Here is a 23231-nt window from a genome sequence, read left to right on the forward strand (position 1 = left end):
CACGCTTAGTCGAAACGAAAAAGGCCGAGAGGCATCCTCGTCATTCTCCGAGGAGGCAGCGACCGCAATCGTCCGGCCACCAGGAGCGTTACGGCAATGACGCCGGCGAGCTTGAGCCAGGGATAGTTTCCAGGCTGCTCACGGGCGCTCGTATCCGCCCGTTGGGCGCGTGCCGAAATGGAGGCCTTCGCCTGCTCGCGGAGGAGAGCGAGGTGTCTGCGCAGCAATGTTAGATCTTCCTGCAATCTTGCGAGCTCGCCGGTCTCCTGCTTCTCCGCCGCATAATCGACCGGAAGCAACCTGGCCTCTTCCGTTTCAGTGGCCTCTTCAATGTCGGCAAGATGTTCGTCAAGTTCGGTCTTCGTCTTGAATCCGCGCGTCCTTATATCAGTCATAGGCACCTCCCATCCGGCGGGTTCACTATCGCAAGATGAGAACGCACTCAGCCGTCATAAGTTCGAAGCTTGCCGACACATCCCGTGTGGTGCTCAGTTTCACGGCAACAGCCGGTCGAGTGGGGTGATTTCACGACCATTTGAGAGTGGAATAAGCCTCACGGCTATGGCTGTATGGTGGCACGGCTTTCGAGCCAGTGGCTGATAGCGGACAAGGAAACTCGGCTCTAACAAGCACCCGCATCCAAGTCTTTATCGCGCATCCGTCACGTGGTTGAGTTCCGCCATCAAGGCGCGACCGCTGGACCATGCGATGACGATATAGGCGAGCCCCCCCACCACAACTCCCATGAACAGATCCACCAATGGAAGATTCAGACTGCCGCCAGTCGTGTGCAGAGCTAGGCCGACCGCACCGACCATGACACAGGCACCCAATCCGGCCGGAAGGATCCGGCGCAACAGCGATGGCCAGCGAAATCTCGTGCCGCGCTGCAGGAAATACAGGGATACGGCAGTCGTCAATGCCGCAGCCACGACTTGCGCGACGGCGATATTGAGCAGTTGCGGCCCGATCCAGCCCGCGATCGCGAGGCAGGCGAGGCTGGTCGCCGTAAACAGCATGTTCAGGCGCGGCAGCAGCGCAACGCGGCCGATTATGCTGAGCACAGGCTCGTTGAGCATCTGGATGACGGCAATGCCGCGCGCGGCGGCCAGCAGGATGAGGACCGGCGCCGCTGCGAGCCATTGCGCGCCGAGAGCCACGCTTACGAGCTGTTTCGATATCACGGCAAGGCCCATGAAGACCGGAAGCGCTGCGAAAGCCGTCGCAGCCATGATCAATCCCATCAGACGGCTGAGGCCTTCCTCACCGCCGCCCGCCTCACCCTGCTGGCGGGAAAAGTAGCTCCATGCCAGCATCCGTACGGGTTCGGAAATCAGCTCGGTGACGGCGCCGACGATGCGGCTTGCCATTCTGTAGAGGCCGACTTCCGTCGCGCCGATGAAGAAGACGATCAGGAATTCCGCGCCGTAACTTTGCGCAAATTGCATCAGGCGCGATGCCAGCAGCCGCGTGGAGTAAACCAGCGCCTCGCGGGCGGTGGTGAGCTTGAATTCGAAGCGAGGAAGCCAGCGCGCAAAGCCCGTGGATATCAGCAGCGCAACGAGCACGACGCAACACCGTCCTGCCGCAAGCGCGACGATGCCCCAGCCGAGCAACAACCCTCCGGCGGTCACGAGAAGGCCCAAAAATTCCGAAGCCGCCTGGTAGCAGGCAAGTTCACGGAGCCGTCGCCCCCTCACCAGCACGCCGCTTTGGCAGATGATGAAGGTACCGGGAACGATTGTGGCCATCAGCAGCAGAAGGGTGAGGAAAATCGATCCGCTGGGCTGCAGCCAGATAAGGGAAATGGCAAGCCCGAGGAAACCGAGAATGGTGAAGGCGAGCCCGCTTGCAAGCGCACAATAGAGAACCGTACCGGGCAGCTCCCTATCGTGCGGCGCAGCGATAAGATATTCACTCCATCCGGCCTCGGCAATCTTTGATTGCAATAATACGGTCGAGGAGACCATGGCAAAGATACCGACCTCGGCCGGTGAGAGGACGCGAGCGGCGACCAGCAACGTGCCGATGCCGCAGAGTTGGCTTACCAGACGCGCGCCCGAAACCCACAGCGCATCCCGTGACGTAGACGCACTGCGTGGCTTGTGATCTTCACCTTCTCCGGACACTGCAGTTGACGCAACACTAGATGTGCCCATGGTCACATGTTCTTTTTAGTTAAAACCGAGGTAAATTCCTTACTTCTACGCGCTTTGCATGTGTTACCAAAGTAACAACTTTGGTGTATATTCTATGTTGACGACTTATACTCACTTCTGCATAGTTAAAATGAAATTACAATCATGCATGTGAAATTTGGTCGGCAGATGCATGGATTTTATCCAGCTGTTTGTAGCGACACAAAATCGTTTGCTGGCCGATTGGGCCGGAAGGGCATGATCATGATGATACTCGCACATCGCGGCTGGTGGCAGGCGCCCCATGAGCGGAATAGCTTAGGGGCATTCGAGAAGGCATTTGCAGCCGGACACGGCGTTGAACTTGATGTTCGCGATCTGAATGGCGAACTGGTTATTTCACACGATCCTCCCACAACCGGAGCGCTGCCTTTCGAGCGCGTTCTTGAGTGCTATGCGAAAAATGGCGCCCCCGGACGGCTGGCCATCAACATCAAGGCGGACGGTCTCTGCCCGGTTCTCGTGCCGATGCTGGAACAATATAGTGTGACGAAACGCTCCTTCGTTTTCGACGCCTCGGTTCCCGATCTCAGGCCCTATCTCGACAGCGATATCCCGGTCTTCACCCGCTTCAGCGAGGTCGAGTTCTACCCGTCCTTCTACGAACGCTGCCAGGGTGTCTGGGTGGATTCCTTCACCGAAAAGCCGGCATCCATCGAACGCGCGATCGATGATCTACGACGCGGCAAATATGTCGCGATGGTCTCGCCGGAACTGCATAAGCGCCCGCATGAGGCAGTCTGGGCCGCCTGGTCCGGCGCATTGCGGCAGTCTGCAAAGAGCGGTCTTTCACTCGAGCGGCTGATGATCTGCACCGATCTGCCCGATGCAGCCGAGCAGAGCTTTGCCTGGATGGTTGAGGAGGAAGTCACATGATCCGTGCTGTTTTGTTCGACATGGATGGCGTGCTGATCGATGCCAAGGAATGGCACTACGAGGCACTGAACCGGGCGCTCGATCTTTTCGGCATGCCGATCGACCGCCAGGCGCATCTGACCACGTTCGATGGCCTGCCGACCCGGCGTAAGCTGGAAATCCTCTCCCGTTCCAATGGTTTGCCGAAGGGGCTGAACGAGCTGATCCACGACCTGAAACAGGACTATACGATGGAGCTGATATACACCCGCTGCAAGCCGGTGTTTGCTCATCAGTATGCGTTGAGCCGCCTCAAACATGACGGCTACAAGATCGCGGTCTGCTCGAATTCGATCCGTGTCACCATCGAATCCATGATGCGGCGCGCCGGATTGATGGAATATATCGACCTCATCGTCTCCAACGAGGACGTCACCCGCGCCAAGCCGGATCCGGAAATGTATGTGACGACAATGGAGCGCTTCGGCCTGAGGCCGGATGAGTGCCTGATTCTCGAGGACAATGAATACGGCCTGAAAGCCGCACGCGACAGCGGAGCTTACGTCATGCAGATCGGCACACCGGCCGACGTCATCCACGGCCGGATCGTATCGGAGATCAAGCGTGTATCGGAGGTGATGGCATGATCGTCCTGTTCCCCACCACGGGCGCAAGTCCCCATTTCAGCCCGGAAGACTATGCTTATCCGCGCCCGCTCATCGAAGTCGCCGGAAAGCCGATGATCCTGTGGGCCATCGAGAACCTGAAGTCGCTCGGCGGCGACACGCGTTTCCTTTTCGTCGTCGATCAGCAGGATGCCGTCAAATATTCCTACGAGCGGATCTTCGACCTGAGCACGAACGGCCGTTCCGAGGTGGTCATGCTGAAAGGCCCGACGGCCGGCGCGCTCTGCACTTGCCTGATGACCATTGACAGGATCGATCCCACCGAGCCGCTGGTCATCGCCAACAGCGACCAGATCATCGACACCCGCCTTGCATCCGTGATTGCGGAATTCGAGGCGGCCGAGGCGGATGCTGGTGTCATCACCTTCGAAACGGTCCACCCGCGCTGGTCCTATGCGACGCTCGGCGACGACGGTCTTGTCAACCGCACGTCCGAGAAGGATGTCATCAGCAACAAGGCGATCGCCGGATTCTACTATTTCCGCGAGGCCCGGATCTTCTTCAAGGCCGCGACTGCCGCCTTGCGGCATGGGGTCACGGTGGAAGACCGCTATTACGTCAGCTCCTCGCTGAACGAAGTGATCCTGGATGGCGGCCGCGTTGTGTCGGCGAGCATTCCGGCCGACCGCTACCACAGCTTCTACAACCCGAAAATGATCGAGAATTTCGAGGTGAACGGGGTGCGCCGCCTATCCTCTGCACAGGCCGCACGGCCCGTGCAACTGGTAGTGCCGGCCGCCGGCCGGGGCAGCCGCTTCGCCAAGGTCGGCTTCGCCCGCCCGAAACCCTTCATCGATGTGCTTGGCCGGCCGATGATCCAGCATGTGCTGGAAAATACCCTGCCGCCCGGCGGACAGCCGACGGTCCTGCTGCTGCGCGAACATCTGGACAGCCAAACGGATGCGGTGGCCGAGCTTCGCTCGCAGGGTGTCGGGATCGTTTCGGTCGATCATATCACCGAGGGCACCGCCTGCACCGTTCTTCTGGCGCGCCAGCACCTCGACGAGGAGGCACCCCTTCTCATCGCCAATTCCGACCAGGTCGTGGATATGCGGATCGTCGATTTCATCGACGACTGCATGTCGCGCGATCTCGACGGATCGATCCTCGTTTTCCGCGATCCGAAGCGCGATCCGAAATGGTCCTTCGCAGAAACCGATGCGGCAGGCTTTGTGCTCAGGGTTGCCGAAAAGCAGCCGATCTCCGAACTGGCGACGGTCGGCATCTACTTCTTCCGCCGCGCCGGCGATTTCATGAAGGGTGCTCTCGACATGATGGTGCATAACGACCGCACCAACAACGAGTTCTATGTCTGCCCCGCCTATAACTACGCCATCCGCAACGGCGCACGCATCGGCGTTTACGAAATCGACGTCAGAAACATGCACGGGCTTGGCACGCCCGAGGATCTGGCAGAGTACCTGCAAAGCCGTGAGCCTGCCTATGCCTGACGTCGGCATCGGACCGGGCGCGACGGCGCCGTTGAACATCATCATTCCCATGGCCGGGAGTGATTTCGAACGGCCTGACGGCTCGGTGAAGGCGGAAATACCGGTTGGAAAGACGACATTGCTTGGCGCCACGCTGGAAGCGCGCTCGTGGTGGACCACAGCAGCAGTTCCTGTTTTCGTGCTACGGGATCAGCCCGGATCGCGGCGCTATGCGCGGGAAACATTACTGAGGCACTATTCGACCGCGCGGATCGTATGGCTGTCCGAAATGAGTGGCGGCGCTGCCTGGAGCGCTGCGGCCGGTACCGCACTCGCTGCCTTTCCGGATGCACCCGTCGTCGTCGATCTCTGCGATATCATCTTCGACAGCGATGCGGACATTGCTGCAATCTTTGCCGCCGATCCCAATCTCGGCGGCTTGGCGCTCACATTTGGCTCCCGCCATCCGCAATACAGCTATATCAGGCTTGGAGATGATGGCCGTATGCTGGAAGCGAGGGAGAAGATCGTTATTTCCGGCAATGCATCGGCAGGCGTCTATGCCTTCCGCAGCGTCGCCGTTTTTCATCTGGCTCTGGCACATAGCCTGCAGAACCGGGCGAGCCTTGCGCATAACGGCCTGCTTTTTGTGTGCCCGATGCTGAACGGCGTAGTCGCACACGGTTTCGATGTCCGGACGCTACCGGCGCGTGACGTGTTCGATGTCAAGATCGCAGACGCGGCCCTTGCCGGCTAGCGTCAAAGATGAGGGAAATACTGGCGCCGTTCCGCTTCGAAGGGTCACGGAGCCTTGCCAACGATCCGCTCGACACGCGTTCGCGGGGATCAGGGGACCTAGCAAACCGGATGGGAGTTCATCATGACAGCCGGGACATCGAGCAAATTACCCTCTCTCGCCGTTATCATACCCTGCTTCAACAATGCTGAGACACTTGCCGAAGCGCTCGACAGCGCTCTGGCCCAGGATTATCCGGATTTCGAGGTGCATGTTTGTGACAACGGCTCCACGGACGGCAGTCGGGAAATGATCGCATCCTACTCATCTCCACTGCTGAAGCCGGCCCTGCACCGGAACACCGTGCCGCGCACGGACAATTGGAATCGCGCCTATACTGCCGGCGCGAATGCGGATTACCTCGTCACCTTGCATGCCGACGACCGTCTCGCGCCGGGGGCGTTGCACGCCATCGGGCGCGCGGCAATGCGCCACCCTGCCCTGATCCACGGCCGTTTCCGGCAGATTACCTATGGAGGCGATCCCATTCCCGGCCGTCGCTTCGGGTGGAGTTACAGCAACAGCGGCGAGGCGTTTCGGGAACTGCTGCTGCTCAACAATATGGTCGCGATGCCGGGTGCGACCATCCGCACGGACGTGTTCTTCCGGGCCGGCCGCTGGGACCCGGCCTGGCAGTATCTGCAGGATATGGAGCTCTGGTGGCGCTGCGGCGAACTCGGAGAAGTGGCATTCGTCGCCGACATGCTTGGCGACCACAGAGCCTATAAGCATCCGCAGGCGCTGCACCGGCATGCCGAAGAACATCTTCGCTGGACGACGCGCAAGCTTCGAACCGCCCCAACACGCCGGCTGCGGCAGGCCGCTGCGGATGGACTGAATGCCTATCTCGAACGCCTCGAAGCGGAAGTGGATGGCTTGCCGGAGATTGCTGCCAGTCTGGTGGACCCTGTCAGGGCTGCCCGTGCGGCTCTGACGAAAGCGCCGGGCACGCGTGTCGATGCCCTCCGCCGGCAAAGACTGCTGCGCATACGTGCTGCCTCGCGCTCAGCCATCGCTAACATCTTTGGAAGACTTTCGCCTTGGCAGGCCCCGTCGCGCTGACGGACGATGGAATTCGCCAATCCAGACCGACCTGTATCGCTGCGGGCTGGCCTGCATACCGCCATTTCGGGGCGGCCAATTGATAGTGGGCTGCGATTACCGCCATCCGGGCGTCCACATCCCGTTGCAAGCGAATCCATGTCTGGGCGGTGCGGCGGTCACCGTGATCTCTTGTGAGAGGGAAGCGGTATTTGCCGCATCTGACACCGGATCAGTTGACGACCTGGATCATCTTGTTGGAAGAAGGCTCGACGATGACGCGCCTCCTTTGATTTCGAGGCGGCCTCACACTCGGACCTCAGTCGGATTCACTTCGGCCTTTGGTCTGATGATGCTCGGACTGAGGTCCCAGATCCGGAACGCACCGTCTCTCCCGCCCGTTCGGCTCCTTGTCGAAAGAGGAGTTTTCAGCCATGGCCGACAGGAACGAAATCCCGGAAATTTCCAGCGCGTGGAACGCATCCCTGCTGGCGCTCGTCATCTTTCTAGCCGTCATGCTCTATGTCTTCGGCGCTGCCATGTCAGGCGACACCGATCAGTTGACCGCCAGCATTCCGGGCGCCGACATGATCGAGGTCCGGTGAACTGGAAAAGTCCGGCCGATGCGATAGTTTGAGTGAATCGTCGTAACTCAGGTTGGAAATGAACTGGCTCACACGCTGGAACGCCCGCTCCCTCGCCTCCCAATTCTTCATCATGGGAGGGCTTGTTTCCCTTGCCGCGATGTTCCTCATCGGGCTCGTCGTCACCCATCTCATCGAGGACGCCGTCATTCACAATTCGGGTGCTGCGACGGCGCTTTACGTCGACAGCGTCGTCGCACCGTTGCTTCCGGACATGCAGAAGGAATCGCTGCTCGACGAAGCAAGCGCCCAGGCGCTCGACGAAACGCTCGGCCAGGGCGCGCTCGGCCGTCGTCTCATTTCGTTCAAGCTGTGGCGCCGCGACGGCACTATACTCTACTCCAATCAAAAGGAACTGGTGGGGAAGACGTTTCCGGTAAACGACAAACTCGCTCAGGCATTTGCGGGCTCGCTGGTCGCTCGCTACGAAGTCGCGAGCGACCCTGAAAGCGCCGAGGAGCGCAGTCTCGGCAGGGCGCTCATGGAAATCTACAATCCCGTGCTGCAGCCGTGGTCGGGAGAGGCTGTGGCCGTGCTTGAATTCTACGAGACGGCGGAAGGGCTGGAAGACAGCCTCGTCTGGGCAAGGCTCTGGAGCTGGCTGGCCGTGGCCGGTCTGACTGCCATCTTCTTCCTCGTTCTCTCCATTCTCGTCTTTCGGGGCAGCCATACGATCGAAGTCCAGCGTAAAGCGTTAAAGGCCAGAGTGGACGAACTCTCCGCACTTCTTGCCGAAAATCGCGGCCTGCAGCGCAGGCTTCAATTGTCCTCCCAGCGTGCAGCAGCCTTGAACGAGACCTATCTGCGCGGCATCGGCGCCGACCTGCATGACGGCCCGGCCCAGCACATCGCCTATGCCTCGTTGCGGCTCGACAGCGAGTTGCTCGTCGATGCCGCGACACAATCGGAAACACGCGAGAAGGAACTCGCCTGGATCCGCTCCAGCCTCGCCGAGGCGATGAAGGAGATTCGCGACATCTGCAAGGGGCTGGTGCTGCCGCAAATCGAGAACGCCTCGATTACGGAAATCGTGAAACGGGTCGTCGAGGCTCATCAACAGAAGACCAACACCACCGTCGACACGACAATCGACGAGGACGATCCGGAACTTGCCCCCGCTCTCAAGATTTGTATCTACCGCTTCATTCAGGAGGCACTTAACAATGCCTATCGCCATGGTGGCGGCGTTGACCAAGCCGTCATGGCCACATCGCATGATGGCCACGTCCGTATCGAGGTCCGTGACCGGGGTGAGGGTTTTGACCCGACGCAGGTGAGGTCGGCGAGCTTAGGCCTTGTCGGTCTTAGAGAGCGTATCGATAGCCTTGGCGGTGAATTCGACATAAAAACCGGCGAAGGCGGAACGACTGTCATCATGACCTTCGAGCCTATGGAAGCGGAGGAATAGAATGACATCCATCAAGGTCGCCGTCGTAGACGACCATCCGTTGTTTCGCGAGGGGGTGACACGCAGCCTCTCCGAGGTCAGCGATTTTGTCGTCGTCGGAGAAGGCGCCAACACATCTGACGCGGCAATGATCGCCTCGGATGCGCATCCGGACGTGCTGCTTCTCGATGTGTCTATGCCCGGGAACGGGCTCTCGGTGATCGAGGAGATCCTTTCCATAAGCCCGGATACCAAGATCCTCATGCTCACGGCCTCAGAGGAAGTCGATACGCTCGTCGAAGCGCTCCAACGCGGAGCGAAAGGTTACATTCTCAAGGGTGTTGGTTCCCGCGGTCTGGCGGAAGCGATCCGCACCGTCTTCAAGGGAGCCCGGTACGTCTCCCCGGCGATGTCGGCGAAGGTCATGGAATATTCATTGAGCGGGCAGGCATCGGACAGAGACACGCTCACCCCTCGGGAGCGCGAGGTGATGGACCTCGTTGCGCAAGGTCTCTCAAACAAACACATCGGCCTGCGTCTCGATCTACAGGAGAAAACGGTCAAGCATCATATGACCCAGATCCTGACAAAGCTCGGCGTCACGAACAGGACGGAAGCTGCCTTGCGGTGGCGTGAAAAACGCTAGCGCAGCAGGCGCGCAAGCCGCGTGCTGTCAGCCGATGTCGCCCGCCTATTGATGATCGTGCGGCCTTTCGAGTCCTTCATGATGTAGCGTCCTGCACGAAGAGTTTCAGTTATTCCATTCGTATGCCGGACATCGATCGAGCCATCCGTATCTTCGGTCACGCGTGCGCCTGATGTTGAGGGCACACGATCCGTACTACCGGCTCCGTTCGAGCTAGATCGGCTGTTCCCACTGCTGTTGCCGTTGCCGCCCGAATTTCCGTTGCCATTACCCCCGCCGCTGCCGCCATTACCATTTCCATTCCCCCCGCCGTTGCCGCCGTTTCCATTCCCTCCGCCACTGCCGTTTCCATTTCCCCCACCATTCCCGCCGTTGCCGTTTCCATTCCCTCCGCCATTGCCGTTTTCGTTCTTTGCGAATGCAGTCAGACTGGCCAGCGACGGAAACGAACCCGTGACATCGACCTTCAGCGGCACAACGGCAAGGACACTCGCGCCGCAGCCTTTCAGGAAATTGCGCTTGGAGATCACCATAGTCCCTGTCGTTCTTCCTTGAGTGTCAACTTGAAAACAGGAATGAGATTGACCGCTTGCTCCGAAATTGCAAGACGGTCAGACATAGGTACCAAGGCGGCTAGGACTTTGGTCCCGGCTCTCTGATCAAGATGAGCGACGGTCGCTGCAGAAGAAGGCGGCCTTATCATATATGTCCGTCAAACAACGGGAGAAATGCACTGGCGTCTCGGCCCGCTGAACGGCCGATAGGTATTGTCCGAAGCGCGATAGGAATCATAGCGGGGGCGCACCATGAAATATGTGGGTCGGAGCTCGTATCGGCTTCCGGCAACCCCGGAAAACTACCTTTCAGCCGTCACGCAAGGTTTTCGGGGACCACCGTCAAAAGGCTGGTACGTATTGTCAGCGACGTTGTAGGACCGGTAACGCTGCCGGCATAGGCTGAGATGGTGGCCATCGGCCGTCCATTCCTGCTTCGGCGGCTCAATCGCCCCTGTCACGGTTGCGTCAGGTGGCGCAATGGCCAATACGCCAACCAAATTGGCAGGTTTTAAGGATTGGTTATTGTCGACAACGGCCTGCTGCGGCGGAAGGCGCTCGTAATTTTGAGCCTTGGGGTCGACGCGCATCGGTGTCGTCGTCCAGAGCGGCGCGTCGAGATTGGCGAAGTGATGTGGTTCCGGATCGCGCAAGGCGTAGGAAGCAAATCCGTGGCCGCCAATCAGAATGGCACCAAGCGCCGCCAGACAAATGGATGATGCAGCAAGCGACTTCATGACGCGATCTCACATTCCTGCTCAACATAGAAATTGGGAATGCCGGGCTCGGGTTCCGTGACGGGCTCAAAAAAATTGCGCTTTTGCTCTTGTTTCGTGACTGCGGGATGTCCCTGCCCGTGCGGCGCGATCCCCTCGGCCGCTATTTCCGGAAGGCACCCACAACGGATAGGAATTTATTGCCATCGCCCCGATTTTGACGGATAGCTGTTTTATCGAGCGATCGGATCCGTCGTAGCAGATCGTAGGCAGAAAGAGGAAGCATGTCGCAAAGAGCGGGCAGCGCCGACCTCCCCCTTCACGGAGGCCGCGTGCCACCATGGCTGGGCAACCGCATGACCACGCTTGGCGCGCTGATCACCGAGGCGATCGTTCACCATTACGGGCGTGACGAGTTTCTGCAACGGCTCGCCCATCCCTTCTGGTTCCAGTCCTTCGGCGCCGTCATGGGCATGGACTGGCATTCCTCCGGCATCACGACCAGCGTGCTCGGCGCGCTGAAGCGCGGGCTGAAGCCGCTATCGAAAGAACTCGGCCTGCACGTCTGCGGCGGGCGCGGTGCGCAATCGCGCAAGACGCCGGACGAACTGATGGCGATCGGCGATCGCACCGGCCTTGACGGTGCCGGCCTTGCAAAGACAAGTCGCCTGGTCGCCAAGGTGGATAGCGCGGCGGTGCAGGATGGTTTCGATCTCTATCTGCACGGCTTCATCGTTGCCGATGACGGGCATTGGGTGATCGTTCAGCAAGGTATGAACGGCGACAAGCGTCAGGCGCGGCGCTATCACTGGTTTTCCGAAGGACTGGAGAGCTTCGTCAACTCCCCGCATGCGGCCATCGAAGGCCGCTCGCAAGGCGAGATCATCAATCTGGCCGACCGACGCGCGGAAAAATCCCGCCACGATCAGCTCGATCTTCTCACAGCGCTTGGGCCAGACCGCATTGTCCGCGAGGCGGCAGCCCTTGCCCTGGCCGCCGATCCTGCGCCCGCGCTGGAGCCAGTCGAACAGCCGATGCTGCCGCATCTCATCATGCCCGCCCATCACGACGTGCGCGAAAGCGACGTCAATATGCGGCGTCTGCACGGCAACCTTGCCGCAGCTGCCGATCGCGGACCGGTCGATTTCGAGGATCTTCTTCTCGTGCCCGGCGTTGGCGCCCGCACAGTCAAGGCGCTGGCGCTCGTCGCCGAAGTCGTGCATGGCGCGCCCTGCCGCTTTTCCGATCCCGCCCGCTTTTCCATCGCCCACGGCGGCAAGGACAGGCATCCCTTCCCCGTACCGCTCAAGGTCTACGACGAAACGATCAATGTGATGAAATCGGCGGTCATGAAAGGCAAACTTGGTCGCGAGGAGGAGCTGCAGGCCCTGCGCCGTCTGGACGAGCAATCGCGCAGCATGGAGCGCTACGTCACCGGCCCTGACCTCAAGGAAATCGTCGCAGGCGAATTCCGGCAATCCTCGGCCTTCGGCGGCCGAAGCGTCTTTGGCTGGGAACAGCCGACTGGCGCACCTTCGGGAAAGAGTGATTGACAGAAACTCCCAGTCCTAGGTCTCTCTCTTTTTTCCGAAACGGCTAGCCGATCAGCAGCTTACCCCAGGCCTCGACATCGTCGCCGCTGCTCATGTCAGGGCGTTGCCGCCTTCCAGCGTCGATGCTGCGAGAATAGAGCGTACGATCAGCCCCTTTCACAAACGTGCCGAGCCGCTATGCTGTCATCGCGAACTGAAGGATGGATAATTCAATGATGCAGGCACGGCAGGGGGAGTTGCGCGAGCGGATGACGATCCTTGGCGATGTCAATTCTGCCTCATTCGTCCCGTGGATCCGTCGTCATGCCGACAAGCTCGGACTGTCCCAGGATTTCTTTCACACCGGGGCCGACCGAATCGAGCTTGAGGTCGCGGGACCTGTGGAACTGATCGACATGCTGGAAATGGGATGTTCGCTCGGCCCGATCGATGTCTGGGTGGACGAGATTCAGCGCAAGATTGTAGATCCGGCCGATACACCGTAATGCGACAGCATTGATCTGTTGCCTTTAATTTAATCATTGTTGCTAATGCGATTTTTTTATGCAAGCCTCTGACAACTGAGGTCGCAAGCTCGGCAACAGTGCGCGGCCAGCGGCGCTAAAGTATTGGTAAAATTGAGGAACTGAAAGTTATGCCATCTGATACGGCCGGCTCCTGGACGCCTGTCGCCCTTTCTGCTGATCTGCCGCCGGCAACCGTTATACCGGCCTGGACGCCAGCAGGATCGATCGCCCTTTGGCGCAGTCAATCGGGGCGCGCATCGGCATCGTCGGATCGCTGTCCGCATCGCGGGATGCGATTGTCCCACGGCTTCGTGCGCGGCGAGGCGCTCTCCTGCATCTATCATGGCTGGAGCTACTCTCCGGCGGGAGGATGCATTCGCATCCCGGCCCACCCCGACCTCGTGCCGCCGGAAACGATCCGTGTTGCGGTCCAGACAGTCGAAGAATTGGATGGCGTCATATGGGTCGCTGCTGGCCAGCCAGCAGCGCAGCCGCCACGCCTTGGCGATCTCATTCCATTGCGCTCGCTGACGGCCGAGGCCGGCATCGCGGAAATCGAAGCTGTGGCCGGCGCAAAGGCGAATGCCGACGGACTTATCAGCGTCGCGGAATATCCATGGGTCCGGCTGTTGCCGACGCCACAGGGGGATCGCACGCTGGTTCATCTCCTGATCGAGCAAAGTCGCAGCATTGAGGATCGGGTTGCCGCGTCCCGCATTGCCGAAGCCCTGCGCCGCCGGGCGGAAGCACGCCAGAAGGAAGCCGCATGATGAAGGCCGGCGCGATGATCGACGAATGGTATCCGGTCGGCCTTTTCAGCCGGCTCACCGAGACGGGAAACAAGACCGCGCTGATGGGCGAGCCCATCGTGGTGGCATGCACGCAGGACGGATCAGCGCGGGTAACATCCGGCAATGGGCACGCGCTCCCTGTCCGTGTTCGCTACGGCCATGTCTGGTCTTCCCTCGGCAATCCCGTCAAGGAGCTTTTTGCCATTCCCGAAGCGGATCAGCCCGGCCGCCGTTTCGTCGATGTCGGCGTGGTGCGGGTGCGCTGCTCGCCGCTACGGGCGGTGGAGAACTTCCTCGACATTGCCCATTTCCCCTTCGTCCATACCGACATCCTCGGCGCCGAGCCCCATACGGAAGTCGAAAACTACAAGGTAGAAATCCGCGAAGATGAGGATGAGGTCTGGGCGACGCAGGTGAAATTCTACCAGCCACAGGCAGCCAAGTCGGCAACCGGCGGCATTACCACCGAATATATGTACCGCGTCCCGGCACCGACCTGCTCGGTGCTCTACAAGACCTGCCCTCCCCGCCCAAGCGAATGGGATGTCATTACCCTCTTCGTCCAGCCGCTTGCGGAAGACCTCTGCGACGTATGGCCATGGATGGCCCTTTTCGACGACGAAACGCCCATGACAGACCTCATCCATTTTCAACAGATGATTTTCCTGCAGGATCGCTCGATCCTTGAAAACCAGATCCCAGCCCTGCTGCCGCTCGATCCCGGCATGGAAATCCCGACCCGGGCCGATCTCACATCGGTTGCTTACCGGCGCTGGCTGAAGCGTCACAACTATACTTACGGGGCACAGTTGGTCGCGCAATGAAGCTCTACGACTACATTCTCTCGCCGAGCTGCTACAAGATCCGCCTCATGGCGGCGATCCTCGGCATCAAGCTCGATATCCGACCGGTCGATTTTCATCCCGGCGCGGAACATCGCGGACCAGAACTCCTGGCGCTCAACCCGGCAGGTTCGATTCCGATCCTTGAGGACGGCGATCTTGTCCTGACGGAATCCTCCGCCATTCTCGCCTATCTCGCCGCCGGAAACGCCCCGGAATGGCTGGGCACCGGCACGCCTGAAGAGACGGCGCGGGTGCAGCAGTGGCTCTCCTTCTCGCATCGGCTGACGGCTAATCTCGGCGGTGCGCGACTGCATGAAATGCTTCTGCGCCCCGGCAATATCGAGATCCTGCAGGCGCAGGGCATCACCGCGCTGCGCGAGCTGGAGGCCAGTCTCTTCGAACAGCAGCTTCGCGGCATGCGCTTCCTGGCGTCGAACCGCGCCACGATCGCCGATATCGCCTGCTTCCCCTATGTGGCGCTCGCGCCCGATGGCGGCATCTCGCTCGATCCATACCCAACGATCCGGCTCTGGCTGCGTGCCATCCGCAGCATCGACGGTTTCATCGAAATGCCCGGCATTCACAGGTTGCACGAGCTGAAACCCGATCCCCATCCCGCAAAGGAGGAGAGGTGAGATGGCCGGCTACCTCCTGAAAAACTGTGCAGCCGTCATTGTCGACGAGGGCAATGGACCAAGCGTACGCCGGAATGTGGATCTGCTGACCAATGGTCCGGCAATCCAGGCGATCGGCGCCAACCTGCCGCAGGAGACACTGGCCGCCGGCACGATCGTCCAGGACGCGACCGGCTGGTTCGTCTATCCGGGACTCGTCAACACGCACCATCACTTCTTCCAGTGCTTCGTGCGCAACCGGGCCGATCTCGACTGGACGAAGCTGTCGGTCATCGAATGGCTTGATCGGATCTACCCGATCTTCTCGCGGCTGACTGAGGATTGCTTCTACCATTCGTCAGTCACGGCCATGGCCGAGATGATCAAGCATGGCTGCACGACGGCCTTCGATCATCAATATTGCTTTCCTCGGCACGCCGGAAAGCGCCTGATCGATCGCCAGTTCGAGGCGGCCGAGCTTCTTGGCATGCGTTTCCACGCAGGCCGTGGCGGCAATACGCTGCCGAAGTCCGAGGGCTCGACGATCCCGGATGCCATGCTGGAAACGACCGATGAGTTCATCGCCGATTGCGCCCGGCTGATCGACAGCTACCACGATGCCGGCCCCTTCAGCATGCGGCAGGTGGTCGTCGCTCCTTGCCAGCCAGTCAATTGCTATCGCGAGACCTTCGTTGAATCGGTCGCATTGGCCCGCGATCGCGGCGTGCTGATGCACACGCATGTCGGCGAGGGTGAAAGCCCGGTGATCGAGGCACGGCACGGCATGCGCACGGTCGACTATTGCACCGAACTCGGTTTTGCCGGCCCCGACGCCTTCTATGCCCATTGCTGGGAGCTGACACACGACGAATTGCGAAAGATGGCGGCAAGCGGCACAGGTGTCTCTCATTGCCCCGAGCCGGTCTATCTTGTCGGCGCAGAGGTGACCGATATTCCGGCAATGTCCGCCTTTGGCCTGCGCATCGGGCTCGGCTGCGATGGCGCTGCCTCGAACGACAATTCAAACCTCATGCACTGCATCCATTCCGCCTACATGCTGCAATGCCTGACAGCATCGACGCGCACCCATCCGGTCCCGGCACCCGTCGACTTCCTGAACTATGCGACGGCGGGCGGCGCAAGCCTGCTGGGCCGCAGCGATATCGGGCGCCTTGCCCCCGGCATGGCCGCCGACCTCTTTGCAATCGATACGCGGCGGATGGACTATGTCGGCACGCGGCATGACCCGCTGAGCCTGATCGCCAAGGTCGGGATCGGCATGCCGACCGATCTCACCATGATCAATGGACGGATCGTCTGGCAGGCCGGTGAATTCGCCGGCCTCGACGAATTCAAGCTTTTCGCGGACGCCGAAGCCGCGCTCGCGACTGTGGAATTCTGAACAACCAAAAGAGGGGAACTGACATGTCCAACAATCTGACCCGCAGAACACTGATGAAGAATGCGGCTGCCGCCGGCCTTGCCACGGCCTTTGCCGGCCGCTCCGCATTTGCGGCCGACGAACCGCTCGGCATCGCCCTCGTCGTTCCCTCGCCGATCGGCGATGTCGGCTGGGGCCATGCCCTTGCCGCCGGCCTCGATCCGATCAAGGCCGCCTATGGCGACAAGGTGAAGGTCACCATCCTCGAGAACATCGCCGAAGGACCGGATGCGGATCGCATCATGAACAAGACGGTCGCCGATGGAAACCATTTCCTGATCGCCGGCTCCTTCGGCTATCAGAACGGTGCGCTGCAGATCGCCCGCCGCAATCCGAAGGTAACGGTCCTGCATGCCTCTGGCTTCCAGGTCGCGCCGAACTTCTCGCCCTTCGCTGCCAAATATTTCCAGGGAACCTACCTGCTCGGCATGGCGGCAGCAGCCTTGTCCAAGACCGGCAAGCTCGGCTCGGTTTCGGCCTTCGCCATTCCCGAACTGATCACCTCCATCAACGCCTTCACGCTCGGCGCACAGTCCGTCAAGCCCGACATCGAAGTGTCCGTCGTCTGGGTCAATTCCTGGTTCGATCCGGCAAAGGAGCAGGAAGCCGCCAAAGCGCTGATTGCGCAGGGCTGCGACGTGATCTTCTCGAACGCGCAGGATACGCCTTCGGTGATTTCCGCCTGCGAGGAGGCCGGTGTCTATGCCTTCAACCTCAATTCCTCGATGAAGAAATATGCCGAGAAGACCTATCTCGGCTGCGTTGCCACCGACTGGTCGCCCTTCTTCAAGGCTTCGGTCGATGCCCATCTCGCCGGCACCTTCAAGGGCGCCAACACCTTCCTCGGCGTTGCCGACAAGGTCGTCGAAGTCGTCGATTGGAACCCGGCGATCCCGGCCGATACGATGACGAAGATCAAGGACGTCGAAGCCAAGATTGCCGATGGCAGCTTCTCGCCCTTCACCGGCCCAATCACCAAGGCCGACGGCAGCGAAGGCGCTGCTTCGGGCGCGACGCTGACGGACGCCCAGATCGTCGCGATGGATTGGCACGTCAAGGGTGTCACGACGCCGCTGCCGAAGTAAACCATGGTGAGCCCGCTCCTGTCGCTGCGCGGCATTTCCAAGAGTTACGGCCAGGTCCATGCCAACCAGCAGATCGACCTCGACGTTGCTCCCCGCTCGATCCATGCCATTCTCGGAGAAAACGGGGCTGGCAAATCGACCCTGATGAAGCTGATTTACGGCGTAGAACAGCCGGACAGCGGAATCGTCGCCTGGAACGGGCACCCCCTCAGCCTTGCCTCTCCCGCAGAGGCAAGGCGCGCCGGCATCGGCATGGTCTTTCAGCATTTCTCGCTGTTCGAAAGCCTGACGGTCGTCGAGAACATCCGGCTCATCGTGTCCGGCAACAAGCGCGAGCTTGCGGAGCGCATTCGCAAGCTCGGGAATGAATTCGGCCTCGAAGTTGATCCGCTCGCAGATGTGCATTCGCTTTCGGTCGGCGAACGACAACGGGTGGAGATCATCCGATGCCTGATGACCGACCCAAAACTGCTGATCCTCGACGAGCCGACATCGGTGCTGCCGCCGCAGGCCGTGGAGAAGCTTTTCGAGACATTGCGTCGGCTGCGTGACGGCGGCGTCTCCATCCTCTTCATCTCGCACAAGCTGGAGGAAATCCAGTCGCTCTGCGACCGTGCCACGATCCTGCGCGGCGGGCGCGTGACCGGCCACGTCGATCCGCGCGAACATGACGCTCACGAGCTTGCACGCATGATGATCGGCCGTGACATGCCGGAGCCCATGCCGGCGCTGCCTTTGGCTGAAGGAGAGAAGCGTCTGGAGCTTATCGGCCTTGATTATAGGCCGGACGATCCTTTCGCCGTGCCGCTCGCCAATGTCAGCTTGACCCTGCGCGCCGGCGAGATCCTCGGCATTGCCGGGATTTCGGGAAATGGTCAAAGCGAACTCGCCGGGCTGATTTCGGGCGAAACCACCCTGCCGCGAGTTCAACGCGACCAGATTTTCATGATGGGCAAGGATGTCGGCACGCTCGATTCTGCCGCGCGTCGTCAGCTGGGCTTCGCCTTCGTCCCGGAGGATCGTCTCGGCCGGGGTGCGGTTCCCGAAATGTCGCTCACCCTCAACAGCCTGCTGACGGCCCACCCCCTGAACCTCGTCAAGCGCGGCCTTCTCGACAAGGCGCAGGCAACCGACTTCACCAATAACTGTATCCGGGATTATGACGTGCGCACGCGCGGTCCCGAAGCGGAAGCCGGTTCGCTTTCCGGCGGCAACCTGCAGAAATTCATCGTCGGGCGCGAAATCATGCTGGCGCCAAAGCTTCTTTTCCTCGCCCAACCCACATGGGGCGTCGATATTGGTGCGGCCTCGGCGATCCGCAAGCGGCTCGTCACCCTTCGCAATGAAGGCATGGCGATCCTCGTCATTTCCGAGGAGCTCGAGGAACTGTTCGAGCTCAGCGATTTCATACAGGTCCTGCATCACGGCACGCTGAGCCCGCCGCTCGTCACGCGCGACACCAAACCCGAGGAGATCGGCCGATACATGATCGGAGCACAGTTACAGCGCGAGAAGGCCACCGCATGAGCAGACCCTTTTTCGCTGCCCTGCCCATACTGGTGCGCCGCGAGCGCGCTTCGCTTGCCGCTACCCTGCTCGCCCCGCCGATCGCGCTGATCATTACCATCACTCTCAATCTCGGCCTCTATATCGCCATGGGTCGCGATCCAGCCGCGGTCATCTATGCGATGCTGATCGAGCCCTTCTTTTCCTGGGCGTCATTCTCCGAGGTGCTCCTGAAGACCGGACCGTTATTGCTTATCGCACAGGGACTTGCGATCGGCTTCCGCGCCAAGGTCTTCAATATCGGCGCCGAAGGGCAATTCGTGCTCGGGGCAATCTTTGCCTCCGCCATTCCGATCTGGTGGCCTGACGCCACCGGTCAATGGATTTGGCCGGCGATGCTGCTGCTCGGCACCATCGGCGGCGCGCTCTGGGCATCCCTCACCGCCTTCTGGCGCGTCCGGCTCAATGCCAACGAAATCCTCGTCTCGCTGATGCTGAGCTTCGTTGCCGCGCAGCTTCTCAACTATCTGTTGCTCGGCCCCTGGAAGGATCCGAACGGATTCAATTTCCCGCAGTCGGTCATGTTTCAGTATGACGCGATGGTGCCGATCCTGATCGAGGGCACGCGCGTCAATGTCTCGCTGATCCTTGCCGTTCTGCTGTCGATTGGCGCGTGGATCTTCATGCAGAAGAGCTTCATCGGCTATAAATTGCAGGTCGGTGGGCTGGCGCCACGTGCGGCAAGCTATGCCGGCTTCAAAGAGGGCTGGGCGATCTGGCTTTCGCTGCTGATCGGTGGCGCGGCCGCCGGTCTTGCGGGTGCAGCCGAAGTCGCTGGCCCGCTCGGCCAGCTGCAGCGCTCGATCTCGACCGGTTACGGCTATGCGGCGATCATCGTCGCCTATCTCGGCGGATTGCATCCGATCGGCATCGTCATATCCTCGGTCGTCATGGCCGCACTTTATATCGGCGGCGACAATGCCATGGTGTCCGCCAATCTGCCGATCGCCGCCGTGCGCGTTTTCCAGGGCAGCCTGCTTCTCATTTACCTCATCGCCATCGCCTTTGTGCGCTACCGCCTTGCGTGGCGACCGACCGCCATCAGGAGCCCGACATGAACGCCATCGAGTTCATCCTGGCCGGAATGCTGGCGGCCGCGACACCCTTTCTACTGGCGGCGCTCGGCGAACTGGTGGTCGAACGCGCCGGAGTGCTTAATCTCGGTGTCGAAGGCTTGATGGCATTCGGCGCCGTCATCGCCTTCATCATCGTCTATCATGGCGGCGGCCACATTCTCGCGTTTCTCGCGGCCGGGCTCGGTGGCATCCTGCTATCGCTGATCTTTGCGGGGGTCATCCTTGGCTTCAACGCAAACCAGGTCGCGACGGGGCTTGCGATCGGCATTCTCGGCCAGGGCCTGTCGGCGCTGTTCGGCAAGAGCTATGAAAGCCTGACGGTCAAGGCATTGCCGAAGATAGCCATCCCCGGCCTTTCGGACATTCCCGTCATCGGCGGCCTCTTCACCCAGGATATCATCGTCTGGCTTTCGCTTCTGGTGACCGTCGCGATCTGGGCAAGTTTTGCCTATAGCAAGGTTGGGCTGGTCATTCGCGCCGTCGGCGAAAACCCGAAAGCCGCCCACGCCATCGGTTATCCTGTTATCGCCGTGCGTTTCGCCGCCGTGGCATTCGGCGGCATGATGGCGGGCTTTGCCGGCGCCTATGCATCGACGATCTATACGCCGCTCTGGGCGGACGGAATGATCGCCGGCCGCGGCTGGATCGCCATTGCGCTTGTCGTCTTCGGAACCTGGCTGACCGGCCGGATCTTTCTCGGAGCCTGCCTCTTCGGTGCCGTATCGCTGATGGGGCTTGCCGCGCAGGCAACCGGGCTCGACCTGCCCTCGCAACTGCTGGCCTGCCTGCCCTACCTGGTAACGATCATCGTGCTCGGCATCATCTCGGCAGACCGCCGACTGCTGAAGCTCAACGGCGTCGCCTCACTCGGCGAACCGTTCGAGCGGTAAAGAAGACGCGGGCAGCGCCAGCGGCGCAGGCCGCCGAGCGATCAATCATGCCTGGTAAGGAAGGCCGAGACGACGTCGAGGCAAAGCTCCTTTTCCTCGACATGCGGCATGTGGCTGGAATTCTCGAAGAGCACCCATTCGCAACCTTTGACGCGATCGACATAGGGTTTGACGACCAGCGGCGTCGCCTCATCATATTTGCCGGAGATCAAAAGCGTTGGCGCCGCGATGAGCGGCAGGCGATCCTCGATCGTCCAGTCCTTCATCGTGCCGATGACGTGGAATTCGGTCGGGCCGTTCATGTTGCGGTAGACGGTATTGTCTTCGTCCATGATCGCGAAGGTGCGCGCGACCTCCGGCGGCCAGGGCACGACGCGGCAGACATGCCGATCGTAGAAGACACGCGAGGCGGCGACATAGTCGGGGTCGGTGATGGTGCCGGCTTCCTCATGCTTCAGCAGCGCATCTTGCACTTCCTGCGGCAACTCCTCGCGCAGGCGGTTTGCCTCCGCTACCCAGGTGTGCATGTTGGCCGGCGAATTGGCGATGACGAGCGCCTTCAGGCCTTTCGGCTGGCGCACGGCATGTTCGGCACCGAGCATGCCGCCCCAGGACTGGCCGAGGAACGCGTACCGGTCCTGAATGCCGAGATGTTTCAGCAGCGCGTCGAGCTCTTCGAGAAAGAGCGCCGGCGTCCAGAAATCCGGTCCCTTTTCAGGCAGCCGCGTGGAGTTGCCGTTGCCGAGCTGATCGTAATGAATGACCGCGCGGCCATCGAGCTCGGCGATACCCTTGAAGGAATCGACGTAGTCATGCGTGCAGCCGGGGCCGCCATGGGCGACGACGAGCGGCAGTTTTCCGGAATCAAGCGAACCGGTGATGCGATACCATGTCTGGTATTCGCGAAATGGCAGATAGGCTTCCTTCGTCGGAACTGCGGCCACAAGTCTCTCCATCCTAGGTGCAACGATGAAAGACCATAGCGTCGCCAAAACGGTGAAGGCAGCTATCAGAAGTTATAGGATGGTCGATCCTCCAGCAGGCGGTAGTGCGTGGCGCGCACCACTGCCTGTGTGCGGTTGCGGGCGCCGAGCTTCTTGGCCGCGGCATTGAGATGCATGACGACTGTCGGCACCGACCGGTCGATGATGCGGGAAATCTCCTTGGCCGAAAGGCCATCGGCGGAATGGCGCAGACACTCGCGCTCCCGTTCCGTCAGGCGGATCTTCCCGACGCTCAGCGCCTTGGCGTCGAAAAGCGAATAGGCAGCCTCGTGAAAGACATGGGCCAGCAGGTTGAAATCGGCAAGGTAGCGCAGTGCATGACGCTCGAAATCGCTGTTGGCACCGAAGCGAATACCGGTCACGGTCGCATAGTCGCCGCGCGGCATATGGACGGGAACAGTCACACCCGTCGACATGTCGCGCTCGCTGAGATAGCGCGTCACCGGCGCCGTGTCGTCGCTCATGAAACGGTTGATGAGGGTGTCCGCATCCCTGTCGTAATTCCAAAAGAAGGGGGCTGAGGTACGCAACGCCACCTGCTGCACGGGATCAATGCGGAAATAGCCGCGATCGAACCAGTATTCCCGCATGTCCTCGGAAATATTGCGCAACTTCAAGAGCGAAGGGACCATGATCCCGCCGTCGAGGTCGTAAGGCACCGGCGTGTAGTCGTAGATCAGGGCCTCGAAGCCGATCCCTTTCATCGCCTCGAAAACCTGATCGATACGACCATCAAGGGTCTGATGGATGGCGAATTGCCGTCTGATCGTTCCGATTTCGTCAAGCATGGCAGGCTCCCGGTCGGTGGTTTACCACCCTATCACTTCTTATAGCTGGCGAAGACTGAGGTTTAAGGTAAAAATTTAGCCATGCCCAATTATTGAGCAAGCGAAATCTTCTGCCGGAG

The 23231-nt window shown here is 60.5% G+C and carries 24 protein-coding genes and 1 pseudogene; 18 read left to right on the forward strand and 7 right to left on the reverse strand.

The features are described 5' to 3' along the window. Nucleotides 1-5 precede the first annotated feature (5 nt). Nucleotides 6-395: a hypothetical protein gene (locus FHT87_RS03540; RefSeq protein WP_183799471.1), complete on the reverse strand. Its 390-nt coding sequence runs from the start codon at nt 393-395 to the stop codon at nt 6-8. A gap of 252 nt (nt 396-647) precedes the next feature. Further along, on the reverse strand, nt 648-2159 hold the full coding sequence (locus tag FHT87_RS03545; RefSeq protein ID WP_183799474.1) for an oligosaccharide flippase family protein: 1512 nt from the start codon (nt 2157-2159) through the stop codon (nt 648-650). 243 nt (nt 2160-2402) lie between these two features. Here FHT87_RS03545 and FHT87_RS03550 point away from each other — a divergent pair, with 243 nt between their 5' ends. The 8 genes from FHT87_RS03550 to FHT87_RS03585 all read left to right on the forward strand — a co-directional run bounded on the left by FHT87_RS03550 (nt 2403) and on the right by FHT87_RS03585 (nt 9683). Further along, nucleotides 2403-3074, forward strand: coding sequence for a hypothetical protein (locus FHT87_RS03550; protein WP_210276638.1), 672 nt, complete (start codon nt 2403-2405; stop codon nt 3072-3074). Then, the gene (locus FHT87_RS03555; RefSeq protein WP_183799477.1) at nt 3071-3700 is read left to right on the forward strand and encodes an HAD family phosphatase; all 630 of its coding nucleotides are present in this window, start codon (nt 3071-3073) and stop codon (nt 3698-3700) included. Before FHT87_RS03550 ends, FHT87_RS03555 begins: the two co-directional genes overlap by 4 nt. After that, nucleotides 3697-5190: a glycosyltransferase family 2 protein gene (locus tag FHT87_RS03560; protein WP_183799480.1), complete on the forward strand. Its 1494-nt coding sequence runs from the start codon at nt 3697-3699 to the stop codon at nt 5188-5190. Before FHT87_RS03555 ends, FHT87_RS03560 begins: the two co-directional genes overlap by 4 nt. Then, the gene (locus FHT87_RS03565; protein ID WP_210277782.1) at nt 5183-5926 is read left to right on the forward strand and encodes a hypothetical protein; all 744 of its coding nucleotides are present in this window, start codon (nt 5183-5185) and stop codon (nt 5924-5926) included. Before FHT87_RS03560 ends, FHT87_RS03565 begins: the two co-directional genes overlap by 8 nt. 123 nt (nt 5927-6049) lie before the next feature. Continuing rightward, nucleotides 6050-7027: a glycosyltransferase gene (locus tag FHT87_RS03570; RefSeq protein ID WP_183725442.1), complete on the forward strand. Its 978-nt coding sequence runs from the start codon at nt 6050-6052 to the stop codon at nt 7025-7027. A 413-nt stretch (nt 7028-7440) separates the two neighbouring features. After that, nucleotides 7441-7611, forward strand: a complete 171-nt coding sequence (locus FHT87_RS03575; protein WP_183725444.1) for a hypothetical protein — start codon at nt 7441-7443, stop codon at nt 7609-7611. Between the two features lie 58 nt (nt 7612-7669). After that, a complete protein-coding gene (locus FHT87_RS03580; RefSeq protein ID WP_183725446.1) occupies nt 7670-9058 on the forward strand; it encodes a sensor histidine kinase in 1389 nt (462 codons plus the stop codon). A 1-nt stretch (nt 9059) separates the two neighbouring features. After that, nucleotides 9060-9683, forward strand: coding sequence for a response regulator transcription factor (locus FHT87_RS03585; protein ID WP_183799483.1), 624 nt, complete (start codon nt 9060-9062; stop codon nt 9681-9683). Here FHT87_RS03585 and FHT87_RS03590 read toward each other — a convergent pair. The 3 genes and pseudogenes from FHT87_RS03590 to FHT87_RS03600 form a co-directional block, all read right to left on the reverse strand. After that, nucleotides 9680-10216 (reverse strand): hypothetical protein, encoded by a 537-nt coding sequence (locus FHT87_RS03590; protein ID WP_183725450.1) that lies wholly within the window; start codon nt 10214-10216, stop codon nt 9680-9682. The two genes, FHT87_RS03585 and FHT87_RS03590, sit on opposite strands and share 4 nt — an antisense overlap. Nucleotides 10217-10395: 179 nt before the next feature. Further along, a pseudogene (locus FHT87_RS03595) lies at nt 10396-10508 on the reverse strand (BA14K family protein); the annotation flags it as partial. A 31-nt stretch (nt 10509-10539) separates the two neighbouring features. Beyond that, entirely contained in the window at nt 10540-10974 is a 435-nt protein-coding gene (locus FHT87_RS03600) for a BA14K family protein (RefSeq protein WP_183725452.1), read from the reverse strand. Between the two features lie 263 nt (nt 10975-11237). Between FHT87_RS03600 and FHT87_RS03605 the strand changes: the two genes are divergently transcribed. The 10 genes from FHT87_RS03605 to FHT87_RS03650 all read left to right on the forward strand — a co-directional run bounded on the left by FHT87_RS03605 (nt 11238) and on the right by FHT87_RS03650 (nt 21320). Continuing rightward, the gene (locus tag FHT87_RS03605) at nt 11238-12506 is read left to right on the forward strand and encodes a DUF763 domain-containing protein (protein ID WP_183799485.1); all 1269 of its coding nucleotides are present in this window, start codon (nt 11238-11240) and stop codon (nt 12504-12506) included. 212 nt (nt 12507-12718) lie between these two features. Continuing rightward, the gene (locus FHT87_RS03610; RefSeq protein WP_183799488.1) at nt 12719-12991 is read left to right on the forward strand and encodes an acylphosphatase; all 273 of its coding nucleotides are present in this window, start codon (nt 12719-12721) and stop codon (nt 12989-12991) included. 149 nt (nt 12992-13140) lie between these two features. After that, entirely contained in the window at nt 13141-13782 is a 642-nt protein-coding gene (locus tag FHT87_RS03615; protein WP_183799491.1) for a Rieske 2Fe-2S domain-containing protein, read from the forward strand. Further along, nucleotides 13782-14627, forward strand: coding sequence for an aromatic ring-hydroxylating dioxygenase subunit alpha (locus FHT87_RS03620; protein WP_183801003.1), 846 nt, complete (start codon nt 13782-13784; stop codon nt 14625-14627). The genes FHT87_RS03615 and FHT87_RS03620 overlap by 1 nt, the downstream gene beginning before the upstream one ends. Further along, nucleotides 14624-15283: a glutathione S-transferase family protein gene (locus tag FHT87_RS03625; RefSeq protein ID WP_183799494.1), complete on the forward strand. Its 660-nt coding sequence runs from the start codon at nt 14624-14626 to the stop codon at nt 15281-15283. Before FHT87_RS03620 ends, FHT87_RS03625 begins: the two co-directional genes overlap by 4 nt. 1 nt (nt 15284) lies before the next feature. Further along, complete coding sequence (locus FHT87_RS03630) at nt 15285-16664, forward strand: amidohydrolase (RefSeq protein ID WP_183799496.1); 1380 nt, start codon at nt 15285-15287, stop codon at nt 16662-16664. A gap of 23 nt (nt 16665-16687) precedes the next feature. Further along, complete coding sequence (locus FHT87_RS03635) at nt 16688-17788, forward strand: BMP family ABC transporter substrate-binding protein (RefSeq protein WP_183799499.1); 1101 nt, start codon at nt 16688-16690, stop codon at nt 17786-17788. A 3-nt stretch (nt 17789-17791) separates the two neighbouring features. Beyond that, nucleotides 17792-19315 carry an ABC transporter ATP-binding protein gene (locus FHT87_RS03640; protein WP_183799502.1) on the forward strand — a complete coding sequence of 508 codons (1524 nt, stop codon included), beginning with the start codon at nt 17792-17794 and terminating at the stop codon, nt 19313-19315. Then, complete coding sequence (locus FHT87_RS03645) at nt 19312-20412, forward strand: ABC transporter permease (RefSeq protein WP_183725474.1); 1101 nt, start codon at nt 19312-19314, stop codon at nt 20410-20412. The genes FHT87_RS03640 and FHT87_RS03645 overlap by 4 nt, the downstream gene beginning before the upstream one ends. Continuing rightward, nucleotides 20409-21320 (forward strand): ABC transporter permease, encoded by a 912-nt coding sequence (locus FHT87_RS03650; protein ID WP_183725476.1) that lies wholly within the window; start codon nt 20409-20411, stop codon nt 21318-21320. Before FHT87_RS03645 ends, FHT87_RS03650 begins: the two co-directional genes overlap by 4 nt. A gap of 41 nt (nt 21321-21361) precedes the next feature. Here FHT87_RS03650 and FHT87_RS03655 read toward each other — a convergent pair whose 3' ends face one another. Both FHT87_RS03655 and FHT87_RS03660 read right to left on the reverse strand, forming a co-directional pair. After that, nucleotides 21362-22276, reverse strand: coding sequence for a proline iminopeptidase-family hydrolase (locus FHT87_RS03655; RefSeq protein ID WP_183799504.1), 915 nt, complete (start codon nt 22274-22276; stop codon nt 21362-21364). Between the two features lie 53 nt (nt 22277-22329). Next, nucleotides 22330-23112, reverse strand: a complete 783-nt coding sequence (locus FHT87_RS03660; protein WP_183799507.1) for a LuxR family transcriptional regulator — start codon at nt 23110-23112, stop codon at nt 22330-22332. Nucleotides 23113-23231: the final 119 nt, after the last annotated feature.

This window comes from Rhizobium sp. BK316 (assembly GCF_014193695.1).
Lineage (GTDB): Bacteria > Pseudomonadota > Alphaproteobacteria > Rhizobiales > Rhizobiaceae > Rhizobium.

Bases quoted from the DNA above. Each gene is read 5' to 3' on its own strand.
- FHT87_RS03540 (WP_183799471.1), bottom strand. From the start codon at position 395: ATGACTGATATAAGGACGCGCGGATTCAAGACGAAGACCGAACTTGAC.
- FHT87_RS03545 (WP_183799474.1), bottom strand. From the start codon at position 2,159: ATGGGCACATCTAGTGTTGCGTCAACTGCAGTGTCCGGAGAAGGTGAA.
- FHT87_RS03550 (WP_210276638.1), top strand. From the start codon at position 2,403: ATGATGATACTCGCACATCGCGGCTGGTGGCAGGCGCCCCATGAGCGG.
- FHT87_RS03555 (WP_183799477.1), top strand. From the start codon at position 3,071: ATGATCCGTGCTGTTTTGTTCGACATGGATGGCGTGCTGATCGATGCC.
- FHT87_RS03560 (WP_183799480.1), top strand. From the start codon at position 3,697: ATGATCGTCCTGTTCCCCACCACGGGCGCAAGTCCCCATTTCAGCCCG.
- FHT87_RS03565 (WP_210277782.1), top strand. From the start codon at position 5,183: ATGCCTGACGTCGGCATCGGACCGGGCGCGACGGCGCCGTTGAACATC.
- FHT87_RS03570 (WP_183725442.1), top strand. From the start codon at position 6,050: ATGACAGCCGGGACATCGAGCAAATTACCCTCTCTCGCCGTTATCATA.
- FHT87_RS03575 (WP_183725444.1), top strand. From the start codon at position 7,441: ATGGCCGACAGGAACGAAATCCCGGAAATTTCCAGCGCGTGGAACGCA.
- FHT87_RS03580 (WP_183725446.1), top strand. From the start codon at position 7,670: ATGAACTGGCTCACACGCTGGAACGCCCGCTCCCTCGCCTCCCAATTC.
- FHT87_RS03585 (WP_183799483.1), top strand. From the start codon at position 9,060: ATGACATCCATCAAGGTCGCCGTCGTAGACGACCATCCGTTGTTTCGC.
- FHT87_RS03590 (WP_183725450.1), bottom strand. From the start codon at position 10,216: ATGGTGATCTCCAAGCGCAATTTCCTGAAAGGCTGCGGCGCGAGTGTC.
- FHT87_RS03600 (WP_183725452.1), bottom strand. From the start codon at position 10,974: ATGAAGTCGCTTGCTGCATCATCCATTTGTCTGGCGGCGCTTGGTGCC.
- FHT87_RS03605 (WP_183799485.1), top strand. From the start codon at position 11,238: ATGTCGCAAAGAGCGGGCAGCGCCGACCTCCCCCTTCACGGAGGCCGC.
- FHT87_RS03610 (WP_183799488.1), top strand. From the start codon at position 12,719: ATGATGCAGGCACGGCAGGGGGAGTTGCGCGAGCGGATGACGATCCTT.
- FHT87_RS03615 (WP_183799491.1), top strand. From the start codon at position 13,141: ATGCCATCTGATACGGCCGGCTCCTGGACGCCTGTCGCCCTTTCTGCT.
- FHT87_RS03620 (WP_183801003.1), top strand. From the start codon at position 13,782: ATGAAGGCCGGCGCGATGATCGACGAATGGTATCCGGTCGGCCTTTTC.
- FHT87_RS03625 (WP_183799494.1), top strand. From the start codon at position 14,624: ATGAAGCTCTACGACTACATTCTCTCGCCGAGCTGCTACAAGATCCGC.
- FHT87_RS03630 (WP_183799496.1), top strand. From the start codon at position 15,285: ATGGCCGGCTACCTCCTGAAAAACTGTGCAGCCGTCATTGTCGACGAG.
- FHT87_RS03635 (WP_183799499.1), top strand. From the start codon at position 16,688: ATGTCCAACAATCTGACCCGCAGAACACTGATGAAGAATGCGGCTGCC.
- FHT87_RS03640 (WP_183799502.1), top strand. From the start codon at position 17,792: ATGGTGAGCCCGCTCCTGTCGCTGCGCGGCATTTCCAAGAGTTACGGC.
- FHT87_RS03645 (WP_183725474.1), top strand. From the start codon at position 19,312: ATGAGCAGACCCTTTTTCGCTGCCCTGCCCATACTGGTGCGCCGCGAG.
- FHT87_RS03650 (WP_183725476.1), top strand. From the start codon at position 20,409: ATGAACGCCATCGAGTTCATCCTGGCCGGAATGCTGGCGGCCGCGACA.
- FHT87_RS03655 (WP_183799504.1), bottom strand. From the start codon at position 22,276: ATGGAGAGACTTGTGGCCGCAGTTCCGACGAAGGAAGCCTATCTGCCA.
- FHT87_RS03660 (WP_183799507.1), bottom strand. From the start codon at position 23,112: ATGCTTGACGAAATCGGAACGATCAGACGGCAATTCGCCATCCATCAG.